The organism is Streptomyces sp. BA2 (genome assembly GCF_009769735.1).
GTDB lineage: Bacteria > Actinomycetota > Actinomycetes > Streptomycetales > Streptomycetaceae > Streptomyces.
The window spans coordinates 51,704-72,436 of the sequence record NZ_WSRO01000001.1 but is presented as its reverse complement, the minus strand read 5'-3'; the positions used below and the strand labels follow the sequence as shown (position 1 = coordinate 72,436).

The following is a 20,733-nucleotide window of genomic DNA, read 5'->3' as shown; positions in this document are numbered from 1 at the left end:
CAGGCACCGGTGTTGCTGGCGTACTCGGCCGATGCGGTCTGCTCCGCGCTCCTGTTCAGCACCCACCACAGGCCCGTTCCCGCGCCCAGCGGAACGCCGCCACGGATCAGATAGGGCACCGCATCCCACACGGCAGACGGCGCCGGCAGCGCGGGATCGCCGTGGCTCTGCAGATCCGAAGGCGAGGTCTTGTACAAGAACTTCCGCACGTGGGAGGGAAGCTTGGGGTCGACCACAGGCGCTGTATCGCGGGACCTGAGCAACGCCTCAGCGTCCTGCATCGAGTCTCGTACCCTCCGCGTCATGCTGCGCATTGTGCCCCTGTCGGATAAGGGCCGCGCCACCAGACCAACGCCCGGTGCCAGCGGCCGGAGTTCTACTGCTCGCCCGGCGCCACTCCCGAGCGCTGTGTGGCGGTCACGATGACGAACTGTGCAGTGGCGTGGACCGCCTTGGACCGGCCTTGGTCACCTCTGTGGGGTGGGGCTGACCTGTTGGAGGAGGTGGTGGATGAGCTGTTCAGTCTCGATCTCCATGGGCAGTTGCAGTGACCGGTTGACCTGGTCCAGGCGGGCGATCGCCGTGTTCAGACCGCTGCGGTTGCCGGCGGCGGCTTCGATCTGGAACCAGTCGCGATAGAGGAGTTCGGCAGTTTGATCGACTTCCAGTCCGGTGGCGGTTGCCCGGCGGGCGAGGGTGAGGTCCTGGTGGGGGCTGGGGGACAGGCGGTAGGTGGCCACGATGTGCGCGACGCTGACGATGCGCATCACCATTTCCTGTTGCAGCGGTTCGCTCCAGGGCAGCGGGTGCGCGCCGAAGGGGCGTCCGCGGACCTGGTCTAGGGCTTTCTCCAACTGGGCTAGCCCGGCGGGCCCGTGGGGGAGTGCGGCTTCGACGGCGTGCTGGAGGCGATGCCAGTCGCAGCAGATCTTGTCGGAGAGGGTGTACGGGTCGGACTTCACCGCGCGGCGCGGCACATAGGGGTTGCCGTCCTCGTCATGGCCGAGGCTTCGGCGCAGCCCGCCCAGGCGCGCGTTGAGGGTGTCGGTCGACCAGGGACTGCCCGGGTCCATATCCGCGCACAGGGTGTCGGCGCTGCGTCCGGGTTTCAGGTGCAGTAGCGCGGCCAGTTGTGCCTCGCGGGTGCCGTGCCGGGAGGCTGTGACGCCGGAGATGGTGACCGGCCCCAGAACGCGGATGAAGGGCACGCCGGGGTCCGCGTGGGCGGCGGGGACGCGCGGTGCCGGGCCATGAGGGTCGGGTCCTGGTGTGGTGGCCCCCTCGCCGGCAGCCTCCAGCGGGGAGAGGGAGCCTGGGTCGGCTGCGTGTTCACCGCCGCCGGGTGCGGCCGGGTGCACCGCTTCAGGGGCCGTTGGGACCGGCAGGCTGATGGCAGCGGGGGAGGGGGAAGCCGCCAGCAGCGCCGGGAAGACGCCCAGGTCCTCACCGTCCTTGGTGGTGCTCTGCCCGTCGTCGCTTCCCGGTGCTGGCTCGGCGGCTGGGACACGATGGACGGGCCCGGGGGCGGGGATATGGGCGGCTGCGCCGGCCTCGTCCAACTGATGGTCGGCGGCGGCCTTCTGGGCCGCATGCGTGGTCTGGGATTCGGAGGGCACATACTTCCAGGCGCCATCAGCGGGATGAGGGTCCTGGCCAGACACGGCCAGCGCGGCGGTGATGTCATCGACGGCCTGGCGCTGAAGGCGCTGCAGGGTGACGTCGGCCCCCAGGATGTCGATGCGCTGGCGCTGGTCGCTCGCCGCGTCGATCACCTCGGTCTGCTCGAAGAGCAGGTTGGCGGATGAGGCTGGGGCGAGCAGCGCCACCTGCAGCACGCCGGACGCCTTGTCGAGAGTCTCGGCGATCTGCCAGGCACTGTCGGCCGTGAGTTCGGACGCGCACAGGATGAGGTGGGGCGTGCGGGATTCCTCCCGCTCCTGGTGGGCCTCCAGGAGCCGCTCGGCGAAGTCGCGTGCGGCGTGGGCGCTTTCGCGCATGTACGCGATCCGGGAGGTGGGCAGGAGATGGTTCAGGCCCTCACCGAAGCCGACCACCACGACCTCCACATCGGTGGCCCAGGGGCTCATGCCCAGCTCCAGGGCCATGGAGATAAGGACCTCCTCGACCTGCTCCTGCTCGCCGTCCAAGAGGATGGCGCCGGCGTGCGGCAGATTCAGCAGCACCAGGTGACCCGACTCGTCCGCACCGACCGTCACCATCCCCGGGTATGGGGCCACGATGTGTGCTGCCTCTGGCTCATCAAGGAGCTCGACGGTGTCCTCGCACACCCACCAGCCGCCGGCACCCGCAGTGAATGGGGTGGCAGGGGCGGCGTGCAGGTCTTCGGGCAGGACCTGCACGCCGGTGCTGGTGAGGCGCGCGCCGCGCAATGCGGGCAGCGGCTGCCCCTCGCGGGCGGCGTGATCGGCCAACGTACGCAAAGCCCGGTCCAGGCGCAGCGGGCCCGCAGGATCGGCGGCCTGCGCCATCTGCGCCTCGGCCGGGGAGACCTCCTCCGGCATGGCGATGAGCTCGCCGGGCTTGGCGCGACGGCGCTGCAAAATGCGGCGGATGGACAGCGCCAGCGTCACCGCGGCTGCCAGCGACACCAGGACCCCGGCCAAGCGGGTGGTCAGCAGGCTCGGTGATTCCTCGGCACCGGCCTCAGCTGGGCGCTGGGTGGACGGTGCAGGGCTCGATGGCGCACTCGGGGCGGCCGAGGGGGTATCGCCGTCCCGGCCAGATGCCGGAGTCGACGGATGCTGGCCCGTGCGCTCCGGGGCAGGGGAGGGAGTGGGCTTGGCCGATTCGGTGGGCCTGTCGGCACCGCCCGCACTCCCGCTGCCGCCTCTTTCACCGTCCTTCTTCCCGTCCTGGTCCTGGCCGGTGTCCTCCTGGGGGCCGTCCTTCTCTTCACCGGACGGGTCACCGGGGGCGTCGGGCCGGTCTTCTTGGTGCGGGTCGCCGGGGGCGTCGGCCGCAGGGATGGTGATCTGCTGGCCCGAGTAGATCAGGTTGGGGTCGCTCACGCGAGGCGTATCGCCCGGCTGATCCTTGTTCCTGCTCGCCTCATACAGCTGGGGCCAGCGCCCGGCGTCACCGGTCTCGTCCTTGGCGATGCGGGACAGGGACTCACCGGCCCGCACGGTGTGCGTGCGTTCCTGGCGCGGCTCGCTGTCATCGGCTGTGGTGATCGGCTGTTCGCTGGCGGCGAGTTGCACCTGCGGCGCGGGCATCTCCGGTGTGTCCGAAGCGGGTTCGGCCTGCATCAGCCGGGCATCGGCGGGCAGCCGCACCGACAGGCCTGACGGCAGCAGTGCCGTGTGGGGCAGATGCGGGTTGAGGGTACGGATCTCGTGGGCGCGAGACCCCGAGCCGAGATACTCCACGGCCAAATCCCATACGGTTTCGCCGGTCTCACCCACCACATGCACCGGTCCGGCGGGATCCGGGGCACGGGAGGCCGCACGCCCGGCGTCTTCGGCATCGCCTGTCTCGTCGGTGTGCACGGTGGGCTGGACGGGCGCCGTGGCGGCGAGCGCCGGAGCCGGTGCCGCCATCGCCGTCCCGGCGGGCAGCACCAGCAGCCCGCCCAGGAGGAACCCGGCCAGCCGCTGCGGCGCACCCAGCACACGCCGCCTGCGCGCCGGGCGACGCCGCCGCACCAGGCCGGGCAGTTCCGCGAGCACACCCAGCGCGAACCACGCCCACAGCGCCCAGGCCACCAGGGTCAACACGGTCAGCAGCACGTGCCCGTCGTCGGGGGACAACAGCGCGTCGCTGAGGTCCGAACCGCTGGGGGCGCCGCCGGGCAGGGTACCGGCGGCGGCCAGGATCCAGGGCACCCCCACCAGCAGCAGCGCGAGCGCGGTGAGACTGCCCGCTGCGCGCAACAGGCGCCGGGCGAGAGCCGGGTGGCCGGGGGAGGGTTGGGACATTCTCAGGCTCCGGGGTCGGTACGTTCGAGCGTGACGTCGGCGTGCGCGGTCACCTGCATGCTGGAGTAGCCGAATCCGCCCAGCAGCAGTGTCTGGTAGGTGTCCTTCACGGTGATGTCGATGCTCTGCCCGTCCTCGGCGACCGTCACGGTGCCCTGCACACCGGCATCGGCCAGGAAATCCTGCGCGGTCGCGACGGCCTTCTGCGGGTCGGCGCGGGTGCCCTCACCGGTGATCGCATCGGGGCCGTTGACCTCCTGGCCCGCGCTGCGGGCCGCCTCGGCCGCGATGTCCTCGGCATCGGCGGAGGCCATCAAAAGACGGCCGCCGTCCACGAGTAGCGCCAACAGGCCGATCATGACGATGGCGAAGCCGAGGAAGTACAGCGTCACCGAACCCTGCTCCCGCCGGGCACCGCAGCGGGCGCACACCAGTTCCCTGATACTCACTGATCGCCCCCCTCGCCGGTCCGGTCGACGTAGCGGTCAACTGCGCTGTGCCGGGTCGCTGTGAGCGTTTTGGCGCCAGGCAGGCCCGGGACGGCCAGCTTCGCCAGCGGGATCGTGCAGTCCACGCGGACCGTGACGGTCCCCGGCTGGCCGGGCTGGCTGGGAAAGCCACTGGTATCAACGACGATGTCGGAGCTCGTGCAGGTGCGCTGGGCCTGTCCCAGGGATTTCAACGCGGCCTGCCGGCCGCGGGCCTGAGCCGTGTCGGGGTCATCCGATTCGCTGGCCGCGCGGGCAGCGGCGGCCGCCGTGTTCGCCGCGGTGCTGTCGCCCAGCCCGGCCAGCCCGAACGCGGCGATGATGCCCAGGATCGGCACCACCACCGTCAGACACAGCACCGCCTCCAGCGTGTAGGACCCCCGCTCTCCGCCGCCGCGTGCACGCCCTGCCCGTGCCAGGGCGGCGCACACCGCTCCGGCAACGCGCGACACCCCGAAAAGCCCCGGAATCTGCTTCCCTCTCATTGGTTCTTCTCCACGGTGTCCTCGGCGCTGCGCTCGATCCGCAAGTCCCAGGGCAAAAAGTTCATGACCCGGCCGGTGACCGTCACCCGCACCCGATCCTCCGTCGATCCCGCGGTGCTGACCTGCGCCTGCTGCACCACCCCGACCTGGGCGAGCCAGGACTGAGCACGCTGCGCACCCTGGCCGGGGGAGGACTGGAACTGAGCGCCGCTCTGCGCGCCCTTGCGAGCGGCGGTATGGGCGGCGGTGCTGGCCAGGAAGAACACCCCCAACTGCAGGACGATGCAGGAGATGACCAGCAGGATGGGCGCGATGATCAGAAACTCCAAGGTGGCGATGCCGCCATCCCCGCGGCGGCCGCGTCCAGCGTCCAGGCGGCTGCGCCACCACCGCCGCATCCGGTGTCTCATGCGCCGACAGCGGCCTTGAACCGGTCGATCAGCGTCTCGGAGGTGCCCTTGAACACGGTGCCGAACGCGACGGCCACCCCCAGCACGACGGCCCCCAGGATCAGCTTCTCCAAGGTCTCCATCCCGGCATCCCGGCGGGCGCCGGACATCTTCTCCACCCGCGTCAGCCAGGCGGTGTGCAGCCGGATGACGGCCTGGTCAAGAGCGATGAGCCTCATGATCTGTGTCCCCTCGTCTCCACCACGCACCTCAGCGTCGCGGTTGTTGATCGTCAAATGTTGGTCAGTGCGCTGAACGCCGGGTAGGCGAACATGATCAGTACGACCGTGAACAAGATCGTGCCGGGTACCACCAGACGCTCCGAGGCTGAGTTGGCCTCCGCCTCGCGGTCGGTCAGCAGCCGCTGGCGCAGCAGCAGTGCCTGGGTCGCCAGGGTCTTCTGGATGGAGGCACCGGCCCCGGCCAGTGAGAACGACTCGGCAGGGGCGGCCAGTTCGGGAATGGCCAGCTGCTCTCCGAGTTGCTTGAGCGCTTCCCACTGCGGGATCCCCGCGAGTTCGGCGCGCTTGAGGGCGGCGCTGATCCGGGTCAGGATCCAGTGGTCGCCGACCTCGGCGGTGCGCTGCACCGCCGCCTCCGGGCCCACATTGGCTCCCCGCTCCAACTGCGCGCGCTCGAGGAACGAGGCGATCGCATAGCGGACCTCCAGACGGGCTGTCTTTGCCTGGCGCCGCACATTGGCATCAGCGTCGAACCAGATGTAAGCGGCGAAGACGACGGATGCCAACAGCGGCGGCGCGTACGACAGCCCAAAGCCCGCCAAGCTGAGCAGCAGCCCGCCGACTTGCACCATCACCAGGGCCAGCAGCGAGCCCAGCACCTTCGTACCGACGTGGTGAGCCACCGACCTGTTCAGCAGCTCCAAGTCGGCGCGCGGCACCGACAGCCGGTGTCCGTGCGAGGCCAGGATCTGCTCCCCAGCTCGCTCCCACACCGATCCCTCCGCCCGGCGACGTCGCCTACTCAATTCCGCGGAGGTCGAGGTGGTGGAGTGGCCGAACCCCGGGGTGGTGTTCTCCAGCCGGTCCAGGACCGCGTCCATGTCGGGTCGGGATGGCAGCAGTTCCCGCACCAGCAGAAACAGCCCACCACCCACCACCGCACCGCACGCGAGTGCTCCGGGCGAGATCACAGCGCGGCCCCCTTCACCTTCTGCTTCTTGTTCTTCACAGCCACGCCCAACGCACTGGGCGTGCCGTTACTGAGCCCGGCAGCCGACGGCAGCGCGGCCAGCAGACGCGGCGCAGGCCGCGACCGGGCGAGCGCGCGCATCCCCACCAGCGCGCCACCGAACATCGCCCCCAGCACCAACATCACCAACTGCCCGGTAGCGGTGCGGTAGATCCCGCCCCACGACGGGTTGGTCAGGATGTACACCGCGATCGCCAACGAGATGATCGACACCCAGCGGGTTCCGGTGCGGACCTGGGCGCGCTTGGCGTCGAGGCTGCGCAGGGAGATCGCTTCCTGCTCGGTGAGTGAAGCCATCGACTGCAGGGCCCGACTCAGGCCCGGCCCGTGGTCCTGGGCGTGAGTGAGGAAAAGCATCACGATGTTGTCGACCGCGCCGTCGGCGAACGCATCAGCGAACTGTCGGTAGGCCTGCGAAGGGTTGGCGCCCACCCGCAGCCGTGCGGCCAGCAGCCGCACCTGCGGACGGATCACCTGTGGGGCCCGGGTCGCCGAAGCGGTGATCGCGCTGTCCAGGGTGCCGCCGGACTCGTGCACCCCGGCCAGCTGCTGCATCCACTCCGCCAGAGCCTCCAGGCGCACGATCTCGCGGCTGCTGGTCCCCGCCGGATTCCAGATCCAGGGAATCCCCAGCACGACCACCCCCGCCAGCAGCCCGTGCACCGGACGAGCCCAGACCAGCCAGGCGCCGACAGCGGCCAGCGCGGCGGCGATCACAATGAACCGATACCGCCGGGCCCAGGCGTCGGGGAGCGAGGCCTGCGCGGCCTGCCACCGCACCACCCACCGCGACGGCGGCCGGCCCGCCGCTACCGGCGCCCGGATCGCGCCGCGCACGCCGACCAGCAGCCCGCCCACGATCAACGCGCCGCACAGCGCGGCGAGCAGACTCCACTGATCACTGCTCATGCCGCAGACTCCGTTCCGCCCACCAGATCCAGCGGCGTAGACCAGGCCCCGTACTGGGGCACGGTCAGCCAGCGCCGGTCGAACCCGGCCAGACCCTCCAACTCGGTGATGCACGAGGGCGCCAGCTGCGGCACCCCACGCGGATCAGAACCATTCGGGGCGAAGATCTCCTGAATGGAAGGGTGGCCGCCCTCGCCGGGCTGCACCTCCAGCACATGCGAGATGAACCGGTGGCGCCGCCCGCCCACCCTCGTCTGGTTGATCTGCTTCAGATAGACGATGAAGTTGATGGAGGTGCCCACCAGTTCGTGGACGTCGTCGCGGTGCATGCCCCGGCACAAGGTGACCAGGCGGGGCAGGACCAGCGTGGGGTAGGCGGCATGCAGGGTGCACATGGATCCGGCCCCGCCCGCGCTCATCGCCTGCAGCATCGCGATCGCCTCCCGGTCGCGGACCTCGCCGACGATGACGCGCGTGGACAGCATGCGCAGCGCGTGCGGGAACATGTCCTCCACGCTGATCTGCCCGACCGGATGCCCGTCGACGAGCTCGCCGTTGGACTCGCGGGACTCCATCGCCAGGAACTGCGCGCCGCCCTGGTGCTGGTCCAAGAACAGCTCGCGATCGGATTCGAGAGTGACCACGCGTTCTTCCGCGGGGATCTTCTGCGCCAGGGCCCGCAGCAGGGACGTCTTGCCGGTGCCCATGTCCCCGGCGAACAGGACGTTCTTCTTCGCCAGGACCAGGGCGTGCAAGAACGCGGACAGCGCGGGGGAGAGGGTTCCCCACTCCCGGAGCTGCTCCAGGCTGGAGGTCAGCACACGGTGGCGGCGCACGCCCAGGAACGGCACCGGGGTCAGGGTGGTGGCCTCGGCGCGCGAGCCGTCCGGCAGCCGGAAGCTGACCATCGGCGAGGAAGCCGACAATCGCCGTTCCCTGTGCCCGGAGTTGGAAGCCAGCCGGTTGATCAGTGCGATCAGTTCTTCGTCGTTCTGCGCGACCGGGGGGACCTTGAGGGTGGGCCGGTTGAAGTAGTCGACCTGGACGTCGTCGCCCAGGACCACGATGTTCTCCACGTCCGGGTCATCCAGGTACTTCTGCAGTGGCCCGGCGTGGAACAGCGCGTCGTAGACCGCCTGGCAGAGCGTCTCCACCTGTGCGGGGCTCAGCGCCTTGCCGCGGGGGGCCTGGTTGACCGCCCACCGCGAGACCCGCTCGGCCACCAGCGAGCGTGCCCGCTCCCGGCGCGCAGACTCGTTGGGCAGCGGGTCCTGGTCGTCGGCGGCGACGATGTCGTCACTGACCGCATCCCGCAGGTCGGCGATGTCCTGCGGCGACGCGGGAAGCGCTCCTTGCTCGCTGACCTCCACCGCCGTGGGGGACGCCAAGGCCACCGCCGAGCGACGCGTGTGCGCCACCGCGCCCGCCGCGCCCGGAGCTGCGGGCCGCAGGGCCTGGCTCAGCACATCCTGCAGTTTCGCCGGTGCCCCGTTGACGGGCTGCTCGCCGTACCCGTCAGCCATGAGCGCTCACCCCCAGGCGCGGATCCTGGGGCGGGCCAGGGGAAGCCTGCCTGCTCGAGGAGAGCCGTTGCAGCACCCCGGCGACCACCGGCGAGCTCACCGGAGCCGCGGGCATGTCCAGTGCTCGGCGCCGGGTGTTCACCTCCACTCCGATGGCCTGCATTGTCTTACGGGCCTGCTTGACCAAGCCGAGCTTCATCAGCTTCGGTGGACGCTGCGAACCGTGCGTAAAGAGCGTGCCCGCTGTCGCATCCCACGGCAGCATGTCCACCACGGGCACGGCGAAGCGCCGCGCAATCGCATCGGTACGCAACCCGCCTGCCGCCATGGACAGTTCCTGGATGACCAGCAGCCGCAACGCATCGGCGCCACTGCCCTGCCGCTCCAGCTCGCCCTGCAACAGCCGGGCCACCGGCAACGTCTGTGCCACCGACGTCAGTGAGTTGCGCACCACCAGCAGCACCACATCGGCCCGGTGGGCCAGCACCGCCGGGAAGAGTCTCGGATGCAGTCCGCCGCCGTCGACGACGGCCTGCCCGGAATCGACCACCACGTCATAGCCGGCGTGCTGGTCCATCGCCTGCAACAGCAGCGACAGCGGCTCCCACGTCCCGGCCAGCGCGGCCGCCTGCGTCGGATCGGTCAGCCCCGGCAGCAGCAGCCGGTTGCCCTCCACGTCCAGCGGCCGCAGGTGTGCCTCGAAGGCCTCGGCCAGCTGGTTTTGCAGGTGGGCCTGCGCCAGATGCCACAGACCTACCTCCCCGCCCCACGCGCCTTGTCGGTAGCCGGAGCGAATCGAGGCTTGCTTCGCGGCTGCCTCCACCAGCAGCGAAGGCCGGGCACTGGACAGGGCCAAAGCCAGCGAGGACACGGTGACACCGCACCCGTGCCCACCGACCAGCACCATCACGGACATCGCGACCTCAGCTTCCGGCCTTCAACACGATCGCCACTCGGCCCGCGCTGGCGTCCGAGGCGACCACGCCGCTGGTCGCGTCCGGCACGGCGACCTGCACGACGATATCGCCGCTGCTGGCGGGCGCACCGATCTTCACCACACGGCCGGTCACCTCGGCGAGTTCCGGCTCCTTGCCCACAACCTCGCCCTCCTTGGGACGGGTCACCAGGCTGACCGTGGCGCCGGGCCGCAGCGCGTCGACCGGCGCCATGCCCCGCTTCACCTCGACGGCGACTAGCGCTTCACCGGCCCGCAGTCCGCCCTTGCCGGCCAGTTGCCGCGACGTGAGCAGCGTCCCCTGGGACAGCGCAGCCGCGGTCCGCTGCCCCACGATCGTGTCCTTCTTCGCGGCCGCCACCGGCTTGAGCCCGGGATCCTCCGGCAGCGCGACCACGCGCAGATCCTCAGCCGTGATCTTCTGTCCGGCGGGCACGTCCCGGGCCAGCGCCAGCACATCGGAGCGCTCCCCGGAGGCGTTCAACAGCCCGGCGAACCCGATCGCCCCAGCCAGCACCATCACCGCGCCGATCACCATGTAGGACCGGCGTCGTCGGCGCGGCGGCTCCGGGTCGATGATGTCGAGATCCGGGCGCATCACGTCCCCGGCCGGCGGGGCGGGCACCGTCGCTCTGTTCTTCGTACCGCTCTTCAACACGTGCTTGCCATCCCGCCTAGTCGAGGACTCTCATCTCGCCCACGGACACCTCAAAGTCGCTCTCGCGCACTTCGGTGAACGCACCCTGCTCCCCGCCGCCCCCGGTGACCTGCCAGTCCACCGCCCACGTCGCGGTCGCGGTGCCCTTGAACTTGCCGCCCGCCTGCTCCTTGGACGACGTGCGGTAGAAGTGGCCGCAGTCGGGGGACTTGGCCATGCCGTAGGAGGCCTTGTACTTCGTGCCAGCGCCCTGGCAGGTGACCGACTTCCCGTCACCCATCGACCACCGGATCGAGGACACCTTCGCCGTCGCCGACACCGTCACCCCCGCCAACGTCGCGGAGGCGGAGTTGGGCCCGAACGTGGTGGGGGAGGGCTCCACCCACATCCACATCGGCACACCCACCGTGTACTTGCCCGCAGCCCGCGGGCTGGCGATCTTCGGACCGGTCAGCAGCATCTTGTCCACGGCCTCCCGCGCCAGCTGCTCCGGATCGACGTCGATGGCCGGTGCTTCAGCGGCCCAGAAAACCTGCGGCAGAGCACCCAGGGCACCCGCGCCAATGGCGGCACCCCCCTGCCCGAGACACATCTTGGTGTAGATGGCTCCGGCGCCCTTGTGGCCCTTCCAAACGGGGTCGCTCTTGGGCGGCTGCGGGTCCAACCGTTCTACCGCGCATACCTGAGGACGCGGCTTGCCCTTGCCTCGACTCTTGCCGTTCCCCTCGCCCTGTGCCGTAGGGCGGCCGCTGCTCTGGCCGTGGCCGCCTCCACCCCCGGGCACCTGACGGCACGCGGTGACGAACTTGCTGGTTCCCGGGCAGTTTCCGCCCACAACAGGGCCTGGATCTGCCTGCGCTACACCAGGCAGTACGACCCCGGCCACGGCGGCGACGGTGAGTAATATGCCAGACCGCTTCAGCAGACCTTGTTGCCGTGGGGCGTGAGCTTTGTGATCATCCACCGGTTCTTCCCCCATCGCTCTGCGTCGGCTGTGGTCTCGTAGCGCAGTTCTTGCTCGGTGGGGAACGGTTGGACCTTCCCGGTCGACTCCTTGATCGTCTGCCACTTGGAGATGTCAAGACAGTCCGTGATCCGGGCGGTGGGCACCTCCCGGTTCAGATCCATCGAGACCTTGATGTCCGAGTGAGTGGGCGCGCCCTTGGTGGCCGTCCCGGCCTGCTCCATACTCAGGAGGTCTCCGAGGGCTCCGCCAAGGGCCTCCTTGGTGGCGTACTTCTTCAGGTCGGTTCCCTTGTGGTCGCCCTTGGCGTAGGCCTTGACCTGCTCTTCCCACATGCGGTCGTAGACCTCAAGCACCGCCTGCTTCTCCTTGGCCCGCGGGCCCGCGCTCTTGGTGGGCTTGTCCTTGGCAGGCTTGCTGGGCGGGCGTGCGGTCCTCTTGGTATCCGTGTTGGAGTCGCTGCTGCAGGCGGTGAGCGTGCCAGCGACGCACAGGACGAGGAGCAGCGCCACTGCCTGCTTCTTTTTCCTGCTGCGAATGCCGGAATATGACTGCTGGTTAGCTGCTCGGGTCACTGTCTCTCCCAGTGCGGCGCGATGCTGAGCCGGTGAGCTCCCAAGGGCTAAAACCAATGCGTTTGGGGAGGCCACAGGTGGCGCTAGCTGCGGTGATGAGTCTGCGTAGCGGTCAGACTACGACGCAGGGTGCTCACAGGTCACGCTCATCTCCCCATGAGGGTAGGGGAGTTGGCGGATATTCGGTCACAGCACGTTACCCGGGGTGCCAAGCGGCAAAGCTGCAGCAGTGACGGCTGATGTAGAGGGTCAGGCCCCATCGATGCAATGGCAAACATTGGCCTGGGCGGCGAATCCGGAACGTGGCGCGCCGCGTTGGCCTGTTACGGGTGCCCCATCGGCGATACAGAACGGCAGGGCAGGGCGTATCGCTCGGTGAAAGGGCGGCGGATATGAAGGTGGGGTACTTGGTGTGTGCGCCGGTGCTTTGGCGCCTGCCAAGGTGATCGTGGCGTGGGGGAGGGAGAACGATCAATGCCCTTGAGGTAGTCAGAATTCCACCTGTTCAGGGGGAGGGTGGGTGAAGGAGCTCGCGCGTGATGGATGCGGTGAGAGTCCGACCGCGTCGGTATGACGGCCTGAGCCTCGGGCTCAGGCCGACCAAGAGCGGGGCACCTGCGCGGTCCCTCCTTGCTGATGAGGTCGGGAACCTGTGCCGTGGGTCGGTAGCCGCAGGGCGGCCATCGCGAACGTGGAGCGGGCCCGGCGGTGGAGGAAGCGGAAGCTCGTGTCGCTGGCTCCGGCGTTCTATGTGGCCGACTGCGTGCGCTTGCGGTCCACCCGGGTGGCATCCGGGGCACCGCACCAATTCGCGAGCAATGCGACGGCTACTCCTTTGGGTTGGGCGCGAAAGATGGCGTGAACCCGATGTGTGTGAGGCGGCAGGGCCAGCGCTATGGATTTCGACGGCGGACCCCTCGCGTCGATCAATACCGTCGGAGGAGCACGCAGTGGGAGGCGTTCAAAGGAGAGCCCTTCGGGCGTGGCGCAATGCCGTGCGTATAGAGTGCACCGTCTTCGTCAAGTCGTGCTCTGGCACGACAGGCTGCAGGCCACGCGATTCTCGATCTCTGCGTGGGCCCCAGGCGAGGGCGGGGCCACCCACACCGTTGCGGGAACACCTCTCAACTTGCCTTGGCCTAAAGCTCCGGCAGCCTCTAGCAACGGGCCGAATCGAGATCTCTGAGCCATCACACCGAACGCCGGTGCAGGTAGTGGAAGATCCGGGAATCGGCGTCCCCCACGGGCAGCCCGAGGGCCGTGCTCCTAGCCTTCGGTGAGGGGTTGTCAGCCGTTACATCGTGAGCGGCGGTGCGGGCCACAGCATCGGTTATGCGTTCCACCGCGCCAATCGCCCGCAGAGCCGCCAGCGGAGAGTCGTCGGCCAACTTGACCAGTGCCTCCTCGACGTTTGCGATGAGGCCGGCGAGTTCGGTCGGCAGGGGCACAGCGCGCGCAGCGACCCCCTCGACGTGCTGGAGCCAGTCCTCGAGCGGGCCCGCGGTGTCGTACCGGTAGGGCGCCCTCTCGTCCACCTGTGTCCAGTCGATCGGGTAGAGATGCTCACCACGTCACCCGCAGGCGCACGAGCCCCTCATCTGCATGGCCAGCGGAGCTCCCAGGGTGCCGTCGTACACCCACCAGTCTGTGGTCTTGTGGATGTTGGCACCGCTTCCGAAGTCGAAGTACACGGGCCCGGGCTCAATCTCGTCGTCGAGCACCACGCCCGGCCGTCCGGCGTGCGACTTTCCGAACTCGTCGAGCATCCAATCCACGGCCTTTCCTCCTTCACCCCGGTGCTCATCGTCGGCGCTTCTGGCCGACGGTGGCTCTTCAGCTATCGTTCCGCAACTTGGCCCGGTTTGAGAGGTGTTCGGGGGATGTCAGCTCAACACTCACACCTTGCAGCAGTGGTGGTCGGAGATGGCGAAGCGTCTGGAGAGGGGCGGTGGCGCAGCGTTCGAGGTGATGGGTTTCCGAGGGGGGATCTTGGATACCGAAAGGCGCTGATGGGCCGCGCGCGGGGAGCACGCACATGCCTGCAGTCCCTTCACGCGGGGCACGGGACGATCCCCGCACACACGGGGATGGACCCAGTCCGCACATGGGGGGGGATGGCGACGTTGAACTGCTCCCCGCGTATGCGGGGATGGACCTTTGACACTGAATGCACCAGCTAGCCACGGTGGTCCGCGCTTGAGCCAGGTGTACCAAGTCGGCGGATCCTTCCTGCGAGGTGATCACGAGCTGCGGAGACTGGGCTTCGAGGCTGTGCTCAAGCTCGGGGGCGATGGCGCGCTGCGACTGGTCGCCCCCGATGAGATGCCGGTTGTCGAGCAGCGCTTCGCAGTCCTGATCGGCGACGTCCTCGTACGGCCGTCGGCACGAGCGGCAGTACACCTCAAGGGCGTCAACGCGGGTGTCCTGTCCGGTGGTGAAGGAGCCGCGGAAGTCGGCGAGTTCGCTAGCCGGTCCTCGATCTTGATCTCTGCGGCGACGATCCACACGTGTGCGTAGGACTCCTCCTGCTCCTCGGCGACGTCGGCCGGCGCGGCGTCCTCCTGTGGCGGGGCGAAGAGGTCGGCGAAGGGTTCGTATTCCAGTTGATCTCGGACTACTGGAGTCGAGGTCGGCACTGTGCGGGTCCTCCCGGCGGCGATGCAGCAGATCGGGGCCGAGCGTCAGCGCCTGACCTGCCCTGTAGACGTAGTCACCGTGCGAAGTGTTAAAACCGCGTCCAATACAAGTGTCGGCTCCGGTCCCGCTCGCTACTGCGGGGACGGAGCCGACATTCGGTGTGGCGGGTGGGGGCTATGCCCAGCCGTGCTCGGTCAGCCCGCGGTGGTCTTGCAGGTAGCCGAGGAGGCCTTCCTTCGGGTACTCGATGATGTCGTCGGGCAGTTCGTGGACGCTGAACCACTCCAGGCCGAGGCACTTCGCGGGTTCCCGGTTAACGGGCTCCCCGCTCCACTCGGTGGCCACGAAGAAGAAGCCGATGCGCTCCATGGCATCGTTCTGCCGGTGGTGCACGACATGGACCAAGCGCAGATGGTCCGGGTCGACCTCCACGCCGGTCTCTTCCAGCAGCTCGCGCGCGGCCCCGGCGGTCAGGGTCTCGTCCCGGTCGAGCTTGCCCGAGGGCATGTGCCATAGGCCTTTCCCGTAGGGGCCGCCGCGCTGGGAGAAGAGCAGTTTGTCGCCGTCGCGCAGGATGACGTGGGTGTCGATGACGGGGTGTGCCAGTTCCGGATTCATGGTCCCTGGGGGGTTGGCGAGGTCGGTGAGACTGCCGACGGTACCGAGCGTTCGGGGAGAGCGTCGGCGATTCTCGCCGAGACCTCCGATGGCGTGGCGTGACTGCTGTCGAGGACCAGTACATTCACGTTCGCGGCCGTGAGGGTCTGGGCGGCCTCGGTGTAGAGGTCGACTTCCCGGCCGGGTGCGGTGGGGTCCAGGTGGAAGCGGTGGCGGACTCCGCGCCGGGCTATCCGCTGGGCGATCAGACCGGGCGACGCGGTCAGGATCACGGCCAGGTCGGGCATCAGGATGCCCGCGTTCAGGTCGAGAAGGAACTGCAGCGGCACCCCGTCGAGCTGCTGTAAGACCAGCGTTGAGGCGACGTAGCGGTCACAGATGACCGTGTCGCCGGCGTCGAGGGACGGATCGATCTCATGCTCGATGTGCGCGTACCGGTCGGCCATGACCAGGCACGCCAGTGCGTATCCGTGGATGGTGTTGGCGTGCTCGCGGGTGAAGGCGCCGAGCTTGCTGGTGGAGGGCTCCACCGTCTTGCGGACGGCCATCCCGCGATCGGTCATCTCCTGGTGCAGGGCCTCGATGGTGGTCGACTTCCCGACGCCGCTTGGTCCGTCGAGGGTGATGAACAGGCCGCGCGTCATGCCGCATCCACCTGTGGTGCCTGAACGCGCTCGTGCTGCTCGCGGGTGAGCGTGGCCAGGGTGGAGCGGACCTTGGTGAGGGGCACGTCCCCGAACTGGATGCCGACGGAGAAATTGAACTCGTCGCGTTGACGCATCGACTCGTCGGCCCCGTCGTCGGTCAGGTCGACGTCGCCGTACGCGAGAAGCGCGTCGGGCTCGTGGCCGGCCTCGGTGAGGGTCTGCCACACGGGCGTTCCGGGGTAGGGGCGGAACTCGAAGACGGACGCCCGCAGGTCGCCGGGGTTGCGGTCGGCGATCTCCCACAGGTTCCGGATGTGCTGCACGGTCGCGTCCAGGTCCGCGCGGGTCTCGCCGGGGAAGCCGAGGATGAAGTACCCCTTGACGCCGATGCCGTGGCGCATGAGGCGGTGGGCGACGCGTTCGGTCATCTCGGCGTTGATGCGCTTGTCCATGGCCTTGAGGATGCGGTCGCTGCCGGACTCGATACCGAGTGCGACTTCGCGCAGTCCGTTGTCGACCAGGACGTCCAAGTCATTGTCGGAGAGGCGGTCCAGGACGTTGATGCGGCCGGTGGCGTCCCACACGTAGCGCTCACCGATTCGCTGTTCTGCGAACGCCTTCATGTGCTCGTGGATGACATCGCGGACGCCGAGGAACAGATCGTCTACGAACCGGAAGCAGGTGACGCCGTACTCGTCGTGGAGCTCGTCCAGCTCTCCGATGATGTTCTGGGGGCTGCGGACACGGATCTTGACGTCCTTGTTGGCGCTCCATGCGGCCCCGCAGAATGCGCAGTTGTAGGGGCAGCCGCGGCTACCGACGATGTTCGCTTCCACGTGCCCCGTGCGGGCCGCGTTCCGGAGTAACGCAGTGTTGCGGTTCAGCGCGAGGCGCCGGTCCGTCTCCGTCGGCGCAGCCTGGTAGGGGTCCTGCGGCAGGAATGCGCGGTTGACGTACGGCAGGGTGTTGATGTTCGGGCCGAGCATCTCGGCCGTCTGCTTCTTGTCGGCCATCAGGCCGGCTGCCCGAGTCCCGAGCAGTCGGTCGCGCCACACCACGCCGGGCAGTTCGCGGCGGCGTTGCTCGTCGTGCAGCAGGGCGACGACCCGCAGTTCTCCTTCGCCGAGGACCAGCGCCCGCAGGTTGGCCATGCGCGGATCGGCCAGGACGCGGTCCGGCATGGCCTTGGCGTGGTGTCCGCCGACCATCAGCGCGATGCCGGGATTGACCAGTGCCGCGATGCGGGCAGACATCTCGTAGGTGGGGGCCAGGAGGTTCATGGCCGCCCACCGCGGCCACGCCTCGTTGACGATCCTTGCCGTCTCCGTGATGCCGAGCCCATGCGCCTCGGCGTCCAGGACACCCACGTTGAAGCCGGCCCGCTGTGCGTACGTGGCGATGTAGGCCATGCCAAGCACCGGCAGGGTGTAGTCATTGGTGCGCGGCCGTTGGTCGTAGTCGCGCAGCGGCGCGTTCACGAACAGTGCGTCGAGCGTGTGGGCCGGATCGGCGCCCGAGATCAGCGGTAGCTGAGGCATTGATCCTCCTGGTCATGGGGCGTGGGAGCCCCAGGTGAGGGTGGAGAGGGTCAGGGTGTGCAGGGCGGTGCCCTCGGCTCCGGCCATGGCGGTCCACTTCGGGCCGAATGACTTGTCCTTCTTGCCGGGCCAGGCGTGATCGGGTGCGATCTGCGCGGCCCAGGTGCGTACGGCGAGGTCGTCGTGCGGGTAGATGCTGAAGTCGCCGGCGTAGTCGGCCGCCGCGGCGGCTGCGGTCCACGGGCCGATCCGGGGGACGCTGGTCAGCGCGGCCACCAGGTCACTGGCTTCCATCCGCTGCCAGTGCAAGAAGTGCCGCTCGTAATGGGTCGCAGCCGCCTGGAGGATGGGGCGGTGGAACTTGGCGCCCGCGTCGGCGAACTGCTTCTCATCGAGCGCCAGGACCTGCTCCGCGTCGGGGGCGACGGCCAGTTCACCGTGCGGGGTGTCGATGGTGGTGCCGTAGGTCTTGCACCACGCCCGGTACAGCTTGCGGGCCTGCCCGGCGCGTACGACCTGCCGCAGGACGGCGGTGGTGATCGCGTCCCACAGCCACGGGTTGGCCAGCCGCTGCGTCGGACCGAGGCCATCGAGACCGGACTTGAGTGCGGCGGGGACGGTGCCGGGCAGCCGGACGGGGTCGGTAGTGACGATGGTCGGTTTGACGTCCTCGGTTCCGTGGACGCAGGTCATGTGCAGGCCGTCGCGGTCCCACGAGAGGACCCAGACCCCGGAGGCGGTGCGTACGGCGCGTGCGCGTCCTCCGGCTTCGGTCTCGATCCAGGCGGGGTGATCGGTCGTCAGGACGCCGGTCATGGGGTGCTCCTCGTGTGGTGCGGTTGGTGCGCCGTAGCCTCTCGCGTCACGGGGGTGCGGCGCGCGCGGCCACGGGAAAGCGGCCGGGATCAGTTGATGAGCCCGCGCAGGAAGAGGTAGGTGCGCATCAGCCGGTACTCACCCACCGTCGCGGGCCGGGATTCGGCGGCCTGTCTGCCCGGCTCAGACGGGGTCGGCCACGTGTCATGCGAGGGCATCAACTCGGCGACAGCGTTCGAAATGCTTTTGCGGCGGGGGCCGCGGACGAACAGCGTCACGGTCTCCGGCTCCATCACGGCTTGGTGCACCATCGGGTGACCCAGGGTGTAGGAGCTGCCGGGGCGTTCGATGGTCACGATGCCCGGCTCCAGGTCGCCCCTGCTGAACGGTCCGTCGCACCCGTCGGTGCGGCGGCGTACGACGTGCACGTAGCCGCCGGTGAGGATGCGCGTGGCGAAGTCGTAGCAGTGGTCGTGCGGGACACGCTGGTTGTCCGACGGGGGTTCATGTTCATGCGGATCTCGAAGCCGCAGTCGGGTGCCTGGTAGAGGGAGAGCCGGTTCAGGAGCAGGGTGATGCGGCTGTTCGCCAGCCGGTCAGCGTCGTCCGGGATCTGATCGACCAGCCGGGTCAGGAGCTTGCGGTCCTCGGCAAGGCGGTTCAGGACGTCGCGGCTGATCTGCTGCACGTCACGGAGGTTCGGGATGTCCAGCGAAGGAACATCGTCCAGCCAGTTCACAGAGCAGCTCCTGTCCCGGCGTCCAGGACGCGTTCGAGGGTCCGGAGCGCTCGTTGAGCCACATCAGCGTGCTCGGAGAGGCTCAACGGCCCGGCCGGCCCCGCTTCGTACTGCCTGACGGCGAGAACCTGCGCGCCGCTGGGGCTGCTCTTCACCCCGCACAGGGTGCCCGCATGCGCTGCGAACACCTGCTCGGGGCCGAAGCTGCGCACGTACTGGGGATTGCACGCCTGGACGTCCTCGGGTTTCTGGTACATCTCCAGATCGAGGGTGCCCATGAGCGTCAGGACGACGGAGGTGGAAGCAATCGGCCACGCCGTCATCACGGAGCCGTGGGCCAGGCGGAGATAGAGGCCGCGGCCGTCGTGGGCCGGGAGCGGCAGGTAGGCGAAGCCGTGCGCGAGGAAGGCGCGTGAGGGTGCGCAGGGCATGCCGTGCTCCATCAGGCTCAGGAGCCTGGCGGCCAGGGGAGTGAGCCAGCCGGTGGCGTCGGCCACTGGAATTTCCGGAATCTCGCCCGGGTCTCGCCCTTGGTCGAGCAGCCGGTCGACGAAGGCGGGGAGTACGGCGTCCACAAGGTGCCCCTTCGGAAGTCGGATAGGAAGAAGGCCCGGCGCCGGGCCGTCGGGGGATGCGAAACCCGGCGCCGGGGGTGTATGCCGCTCGATGAGCAGGGCCGGAGCATCCGGCTCACCGAGCGGCCATCTTGGGGGTGTCCGGCTAGGCGGCCGGAACGAAGTCGTTCAGGTACACGACTCTGAACGCCCGCAGGGTGCGCACGAGTTGGGACGCCAGGAACCACCGCAGGTCGGGGTGTCCGTAGGGAACGGGGACGTTGTCGCCTGCCAGGACCCGGATGCCGGATGGCGAGTACATGTGCGGAGTGCCGATGACGCCGTACAGGGGTGCGCTCTGTGCCAGCAGCGCGACGTGACCGTGCTCTGCGAGGTAGGGGAACCGCTTCGCGGCGATGCGTGCGTGCCGTCGGCAGAGCGGGGGCTGAGCGGTCCGGATCGGGGTGCTCGCCGCGGGAATGCCGTCCTTCTTGCTTTCCAGGAACAGGATCCCGTCGGGGGTCCTGGCATTGGTGACGCACACCTGGCACTTGAGTAGGAGCATGGTTTCGCGCTGCCGGGCCGGGTGGACCAGATGCCACTTCGGCTCGCCGGTCGGCAGCCGGTCAGCTCCGATCGACTGCGAAACCCGAGCCCAGAGGGTGCCGCGCACGTCGCGGTCCTGGCGCGTTTCATCCCAGTAGGCAAGGCGCGAGTGGCCCTCGCTGTCGAAGGAGGCGCGCAGGGCGAGGAAGGAGTCAGCCTCTTCCCCTTCGCGAGCGGTGATGTAGGGAACCAAGCGGCTGTTGTTCTTCATGGTGGGCATGAGGCTGCTCCCGTCAGGCCGAGAGGGCGGTGCGGAGCGACTATCGAGCCATCCGGCAGCAGCTCGCCAGTGTCGTCGAAGAGCAGGACGCCGTTGCACAACCGCGTACAACCCACGACGTCGTATCGCGTCACCGGCCGGGCGGCGTCGCGATCCGGCTGGGTGGCCGTGGGGCAGGGGGGCTTGTGCTGGCACATGTGCG

Annotated in this window: 24 protein-coding genes; 1 reads left to right on the top strand and 23 read right to left on the bottom strand. The window is 68.9% G+C overall.

Going from position 1 to position 20,733, the window contains the following annotated elements; translation table 11 throughout:
• Nucleotides 1-467: 467 nt before the first annotated feature.
• The 14 genes from E5671_RS00375 to E5671_RS00310 form a co-directional block, all read right to left on the bottom strand.
• Entirely contained in the window at nt 468-3,938 is a 3,471-nt protein-coding gene (locus E5671_RS00375; protein ID WP_160501844.1) for a LysM peptidoglycan-binding domain-containing protein, read from the bottom strand.
• 2 nt (nt 3,939-3,940) lie between these two features.
• A complete protein-coding gene (locus E5671_RS00370; protein WP_160501843.1) occupies nt 3,941-4,387 on the bottom strand; it encodes a pilus assembly protein TadG-related protein in 447 nt (148 codons plus the stop codon).
• Entirely contained in the window at nt 4,384-4,911 is a 528-nt protein-coding gene (locus E5671_RS00365; protein WP_237329968.1) for a hypothetical protein, read from the bottom strand. The genes E5671_RS00370 and E5671_RS00365 overlap by 4 nt, the downstream gene beginning before the upstream one ends.
• Nucleotides 4,908-5,240: a TadE family protein gene (locus tag E5671_RS00360; RefSeq protein WP_237329967.1), complete on the bottom strand. Its 333-nt coding sequence runs from the start codon at nt 5,238-5,240 to the stop codon at nt 4,908-4,910. Before E5671_RS00360 ends, E5671_RS00365 begins: the two co-directional genes overlap by 4 nt.
• Nucleotides 5,241-5,317: 77 nt before the next feature.
• Nucleotides 5,318-5,539 carry a hypothetical protein gene (locus E5671_RS00355; protein ID WP_160501841.1) on the bottom strand — a complete coding sequence of 74 codons (222 nt, stop codon included), beginning with the start codon at nt 5,537-5,539 and terminating at the stop codon, nt 5,318-5,320.
• Nucleotides 5,540-5,592: 53 nt separating this feature from the next.
• The gene (locus E5671_RS00350; protein WP_160501840.1) at nt 5,593-6,513 is read right to left on the bottom strand and encodes a hypothetical protein; all 921 of its coding nucleotides are present in this window, start codon (nt 6,511-6,513) and stop codon (nt 5,593-5,595) included.
• Nucleotides 6,510-7,481, bottom strand: coding sequence for a type II secretion system F family protein (locus E5671_RS00345; protein WP_160501839.1), 972 nt, complete (start codon nt 7,479-7,481; stop codon nt 6,510-6,512). Before E5671_RS00345 ends, E5671_RS00350 begins: the two co-directional genes overlap by 4 nt.
• A complete protein-coding gene (locus E5671_RS00340; protein ID WP_160501838.1) occupies nt 7,478-9,004 on the bottom strand; it encodes a CpaF family protein in 1,527 nt (508 codons plus the stop codon). Before E5671_RS00340 ends, E5671_RS00345 begins: the two co-directional genes overlap by 4 nt.
• Entirely contained in the window at nt 8,997-9,920 is a 924-nt protein-coding gene (locus E5671_RS00335; protein WP_237329966.1) for a hypothetical protein, read from the bottom strand. Before E5671_RS00335 ends, E5671_RS00340 begins: the two co-directional genes overlap by 8 nt.
• A gap of 7 nt (nt 9,921-9,927) precedes the next feature.
• Nucleotides 9,928-10,557, bottom strand: a complete 630-nt coding sequence (locus tag E5671_RS00330) for an SAF domain-containing protein (protein WP_160501837.1) — start codon at nt 10,555-10,557, stop codon at nt 9,928-9,930.
• Between the two features lie 76 nt (nt 10,558-10,633).
• Nucleotides 10,634-11,281, bottom strand: a complete 648-nt coding sequence (locus E5671_RS00325; protein WP_160501836.1) for an ATP/GTP-binding protein — start codon at nt 11,279-11,281, stop codon at nt 10,634-10,636.
• A gap of 254 nt (nt 11,282-11,535) precedes the next feature.
• Complete coding sequence (locus E5671_RS00320) at nt 11,536-12,093, bottom strand: hypothetical protein (RefSeq protein ID WP_237329965.1); 558 nt, start codon at nt 12,091-12,093, stop codon at nt 11,536-11,538.
• A 1,253-nt stretch (nt 12,094-13,346) separates the two neighbouring features.
• The gene (locus E5671_RS00315; protein WP_160501835.1) at nt 13,347-13,691 is read right to left on the bottom strand and encodes a hypothetical protein; all 345 of its coding nucleotides are present in this window, start codon (nt 13,689-13,691) and stop codon (nt 13,347-13,349) included.
• Nucleotides 13,692-13,727: 36 nt separating this feature from the next.
• Nucleotides 13,728-13,931: a hypothetical protein gene (locus tag E5671_RS00310; protein WP_160501834.1), complete on the bottom strand. Its 204-nt coding sequence runs from the start codon at nt 13,929-13,931 to the stop codon at nt 13,728-13,730.
• 421 nt (nt 13,932-14,352) lie between these two features.
• Between E5671_RS00310 and E5671_RS00305 the strand changes: the two genes are divergently transcribed.
• Entirely contained in the window at nt 14,353-14,673 is a 321-nt protein-coding gene (locus E5671_RS00305; RefSeq protein WP_160501833.1) for a hypothetical protein, read from the top strand.
• A gap of 294 nt (nt 14,674-14,967) precedes the next feature.
• Here E5671_RS00305 and E5671_RS00300 read toward each other — a convergent pair whose 3' ends face one another.
• From E5671_RS00300 to E5671_RS45730, 9 genes are all read right to left on the bottom strand, one after another.
• Nucleotides 14,968-15,411 (bottom strand): NUDIX hydrolase, encoded by a 444-nt coding sequence (locus E5671_RS00300; RefSeq protein ID WP_160501832.1) that lies wholly within the window; start codon nt 15,409-15,411, stop codon nt 14,968-14,970.
• Nucleotides 15,408-16,055 carry a dTMP kinase gene (tmk, locus tag E5671_RS00295; RefSeq protein WP_160501831.1) on the bottom strand — a complete coding sequence of 216 codons (648 nt, stop codon included), beginning with the start codon at nt 16,053-16,055 and terminating at the stop codon, nt 15,408-15,410. The genes E5671_RS00300 and tmk overlap by 4 nt, the downstream gene beginning before the upstream one ends.
• A complete protein-coding gene (locus tag E5671_RS00290; RefSeq protein ID WP_160501830.1) occupies nt 16,052-17,596 on the bottom strand; it encodes a B12-binding domain-containing radical SAM protein in 1,545 nt (514 codons plus the stop codon). The genes tmk and E5671_RS00290 overlap by 4 nt, the downstream gene beginning before the upstream one ends.
• A 12-nt stretch (nt 17,597-17,608) precedes the next feature.
• Nucleotides 17,609-18,412 (bottom strand): hypothetical protein, encoded by an 804-nt coding sequence (locus E5671_RS00285; protein WP_160501829.1) that lies wholly within the window; start codon nt 18,410-18,412, stop codon nt 17,609-17,611.
• 89 nt (nt 18,413-18,501) lie between these two features.
• Entirely contained in the window at nt 18,502-18,768 is a 267-nt protein-coding gene (locus tag E5671_RS00280) for a hypothetical protein (RefSeq protein ID WP_160501828.1), read from the bottom strand.
• Nucleotides 18,765-19,151, bottom strand: coding sequence for a hypothetical protein (locus E5671_RS00275; protein ID WP_160501827.1), 387 nt, complete (start codon nt 19,149-19,151; stop codon nt 18,765-18,767). The genes E5671_RS00280 and E5671_RS00275 overlap by 4 nt, the downstream gene beginning before the upstream one ends.
• A complete protein-coding gene (locus tag E5671_RS00270; RefSeq protein WP_160501826.1) occupies nt 19,148-19,726 on the bottom strand; it encodes a hypothetical protein in 579 nt (192 codons plus the stop codon). The genes E5671_RS00275 and E5671_RS00270 overlap by 4 nt, the downstream gene beginning before the upstream one ends.
• A 145-nt stretch (nt 19,727-19,871) precedes the next feature.
• Complete coding sequence (locus E5671_RS00265) at nt 19,872-20,531, bottom strand: hypothetical protein (protein WP_160501825.1); 660 nt, start codon at nt 20,529-20,531, stop codon at nt 19,872-19,874.
• Nucleotides 20,519-20,728, bottom strand: coding sequence for a DUF5999 family protein (locus E5671_RS45730; RefSeq protein ID WP_160501824.1), 210 nt, complete (start codon nt 20,726-20,728; stop codon nt 20,519-20,521). The genes E5671_RS00265 and E5671_RS45730 overlap by 13 nt, the downstream gene beginning before the upstream one ends.
• Between the last annotated feature and the right edge of the window lie 5 nt (nt 20,729-20,733).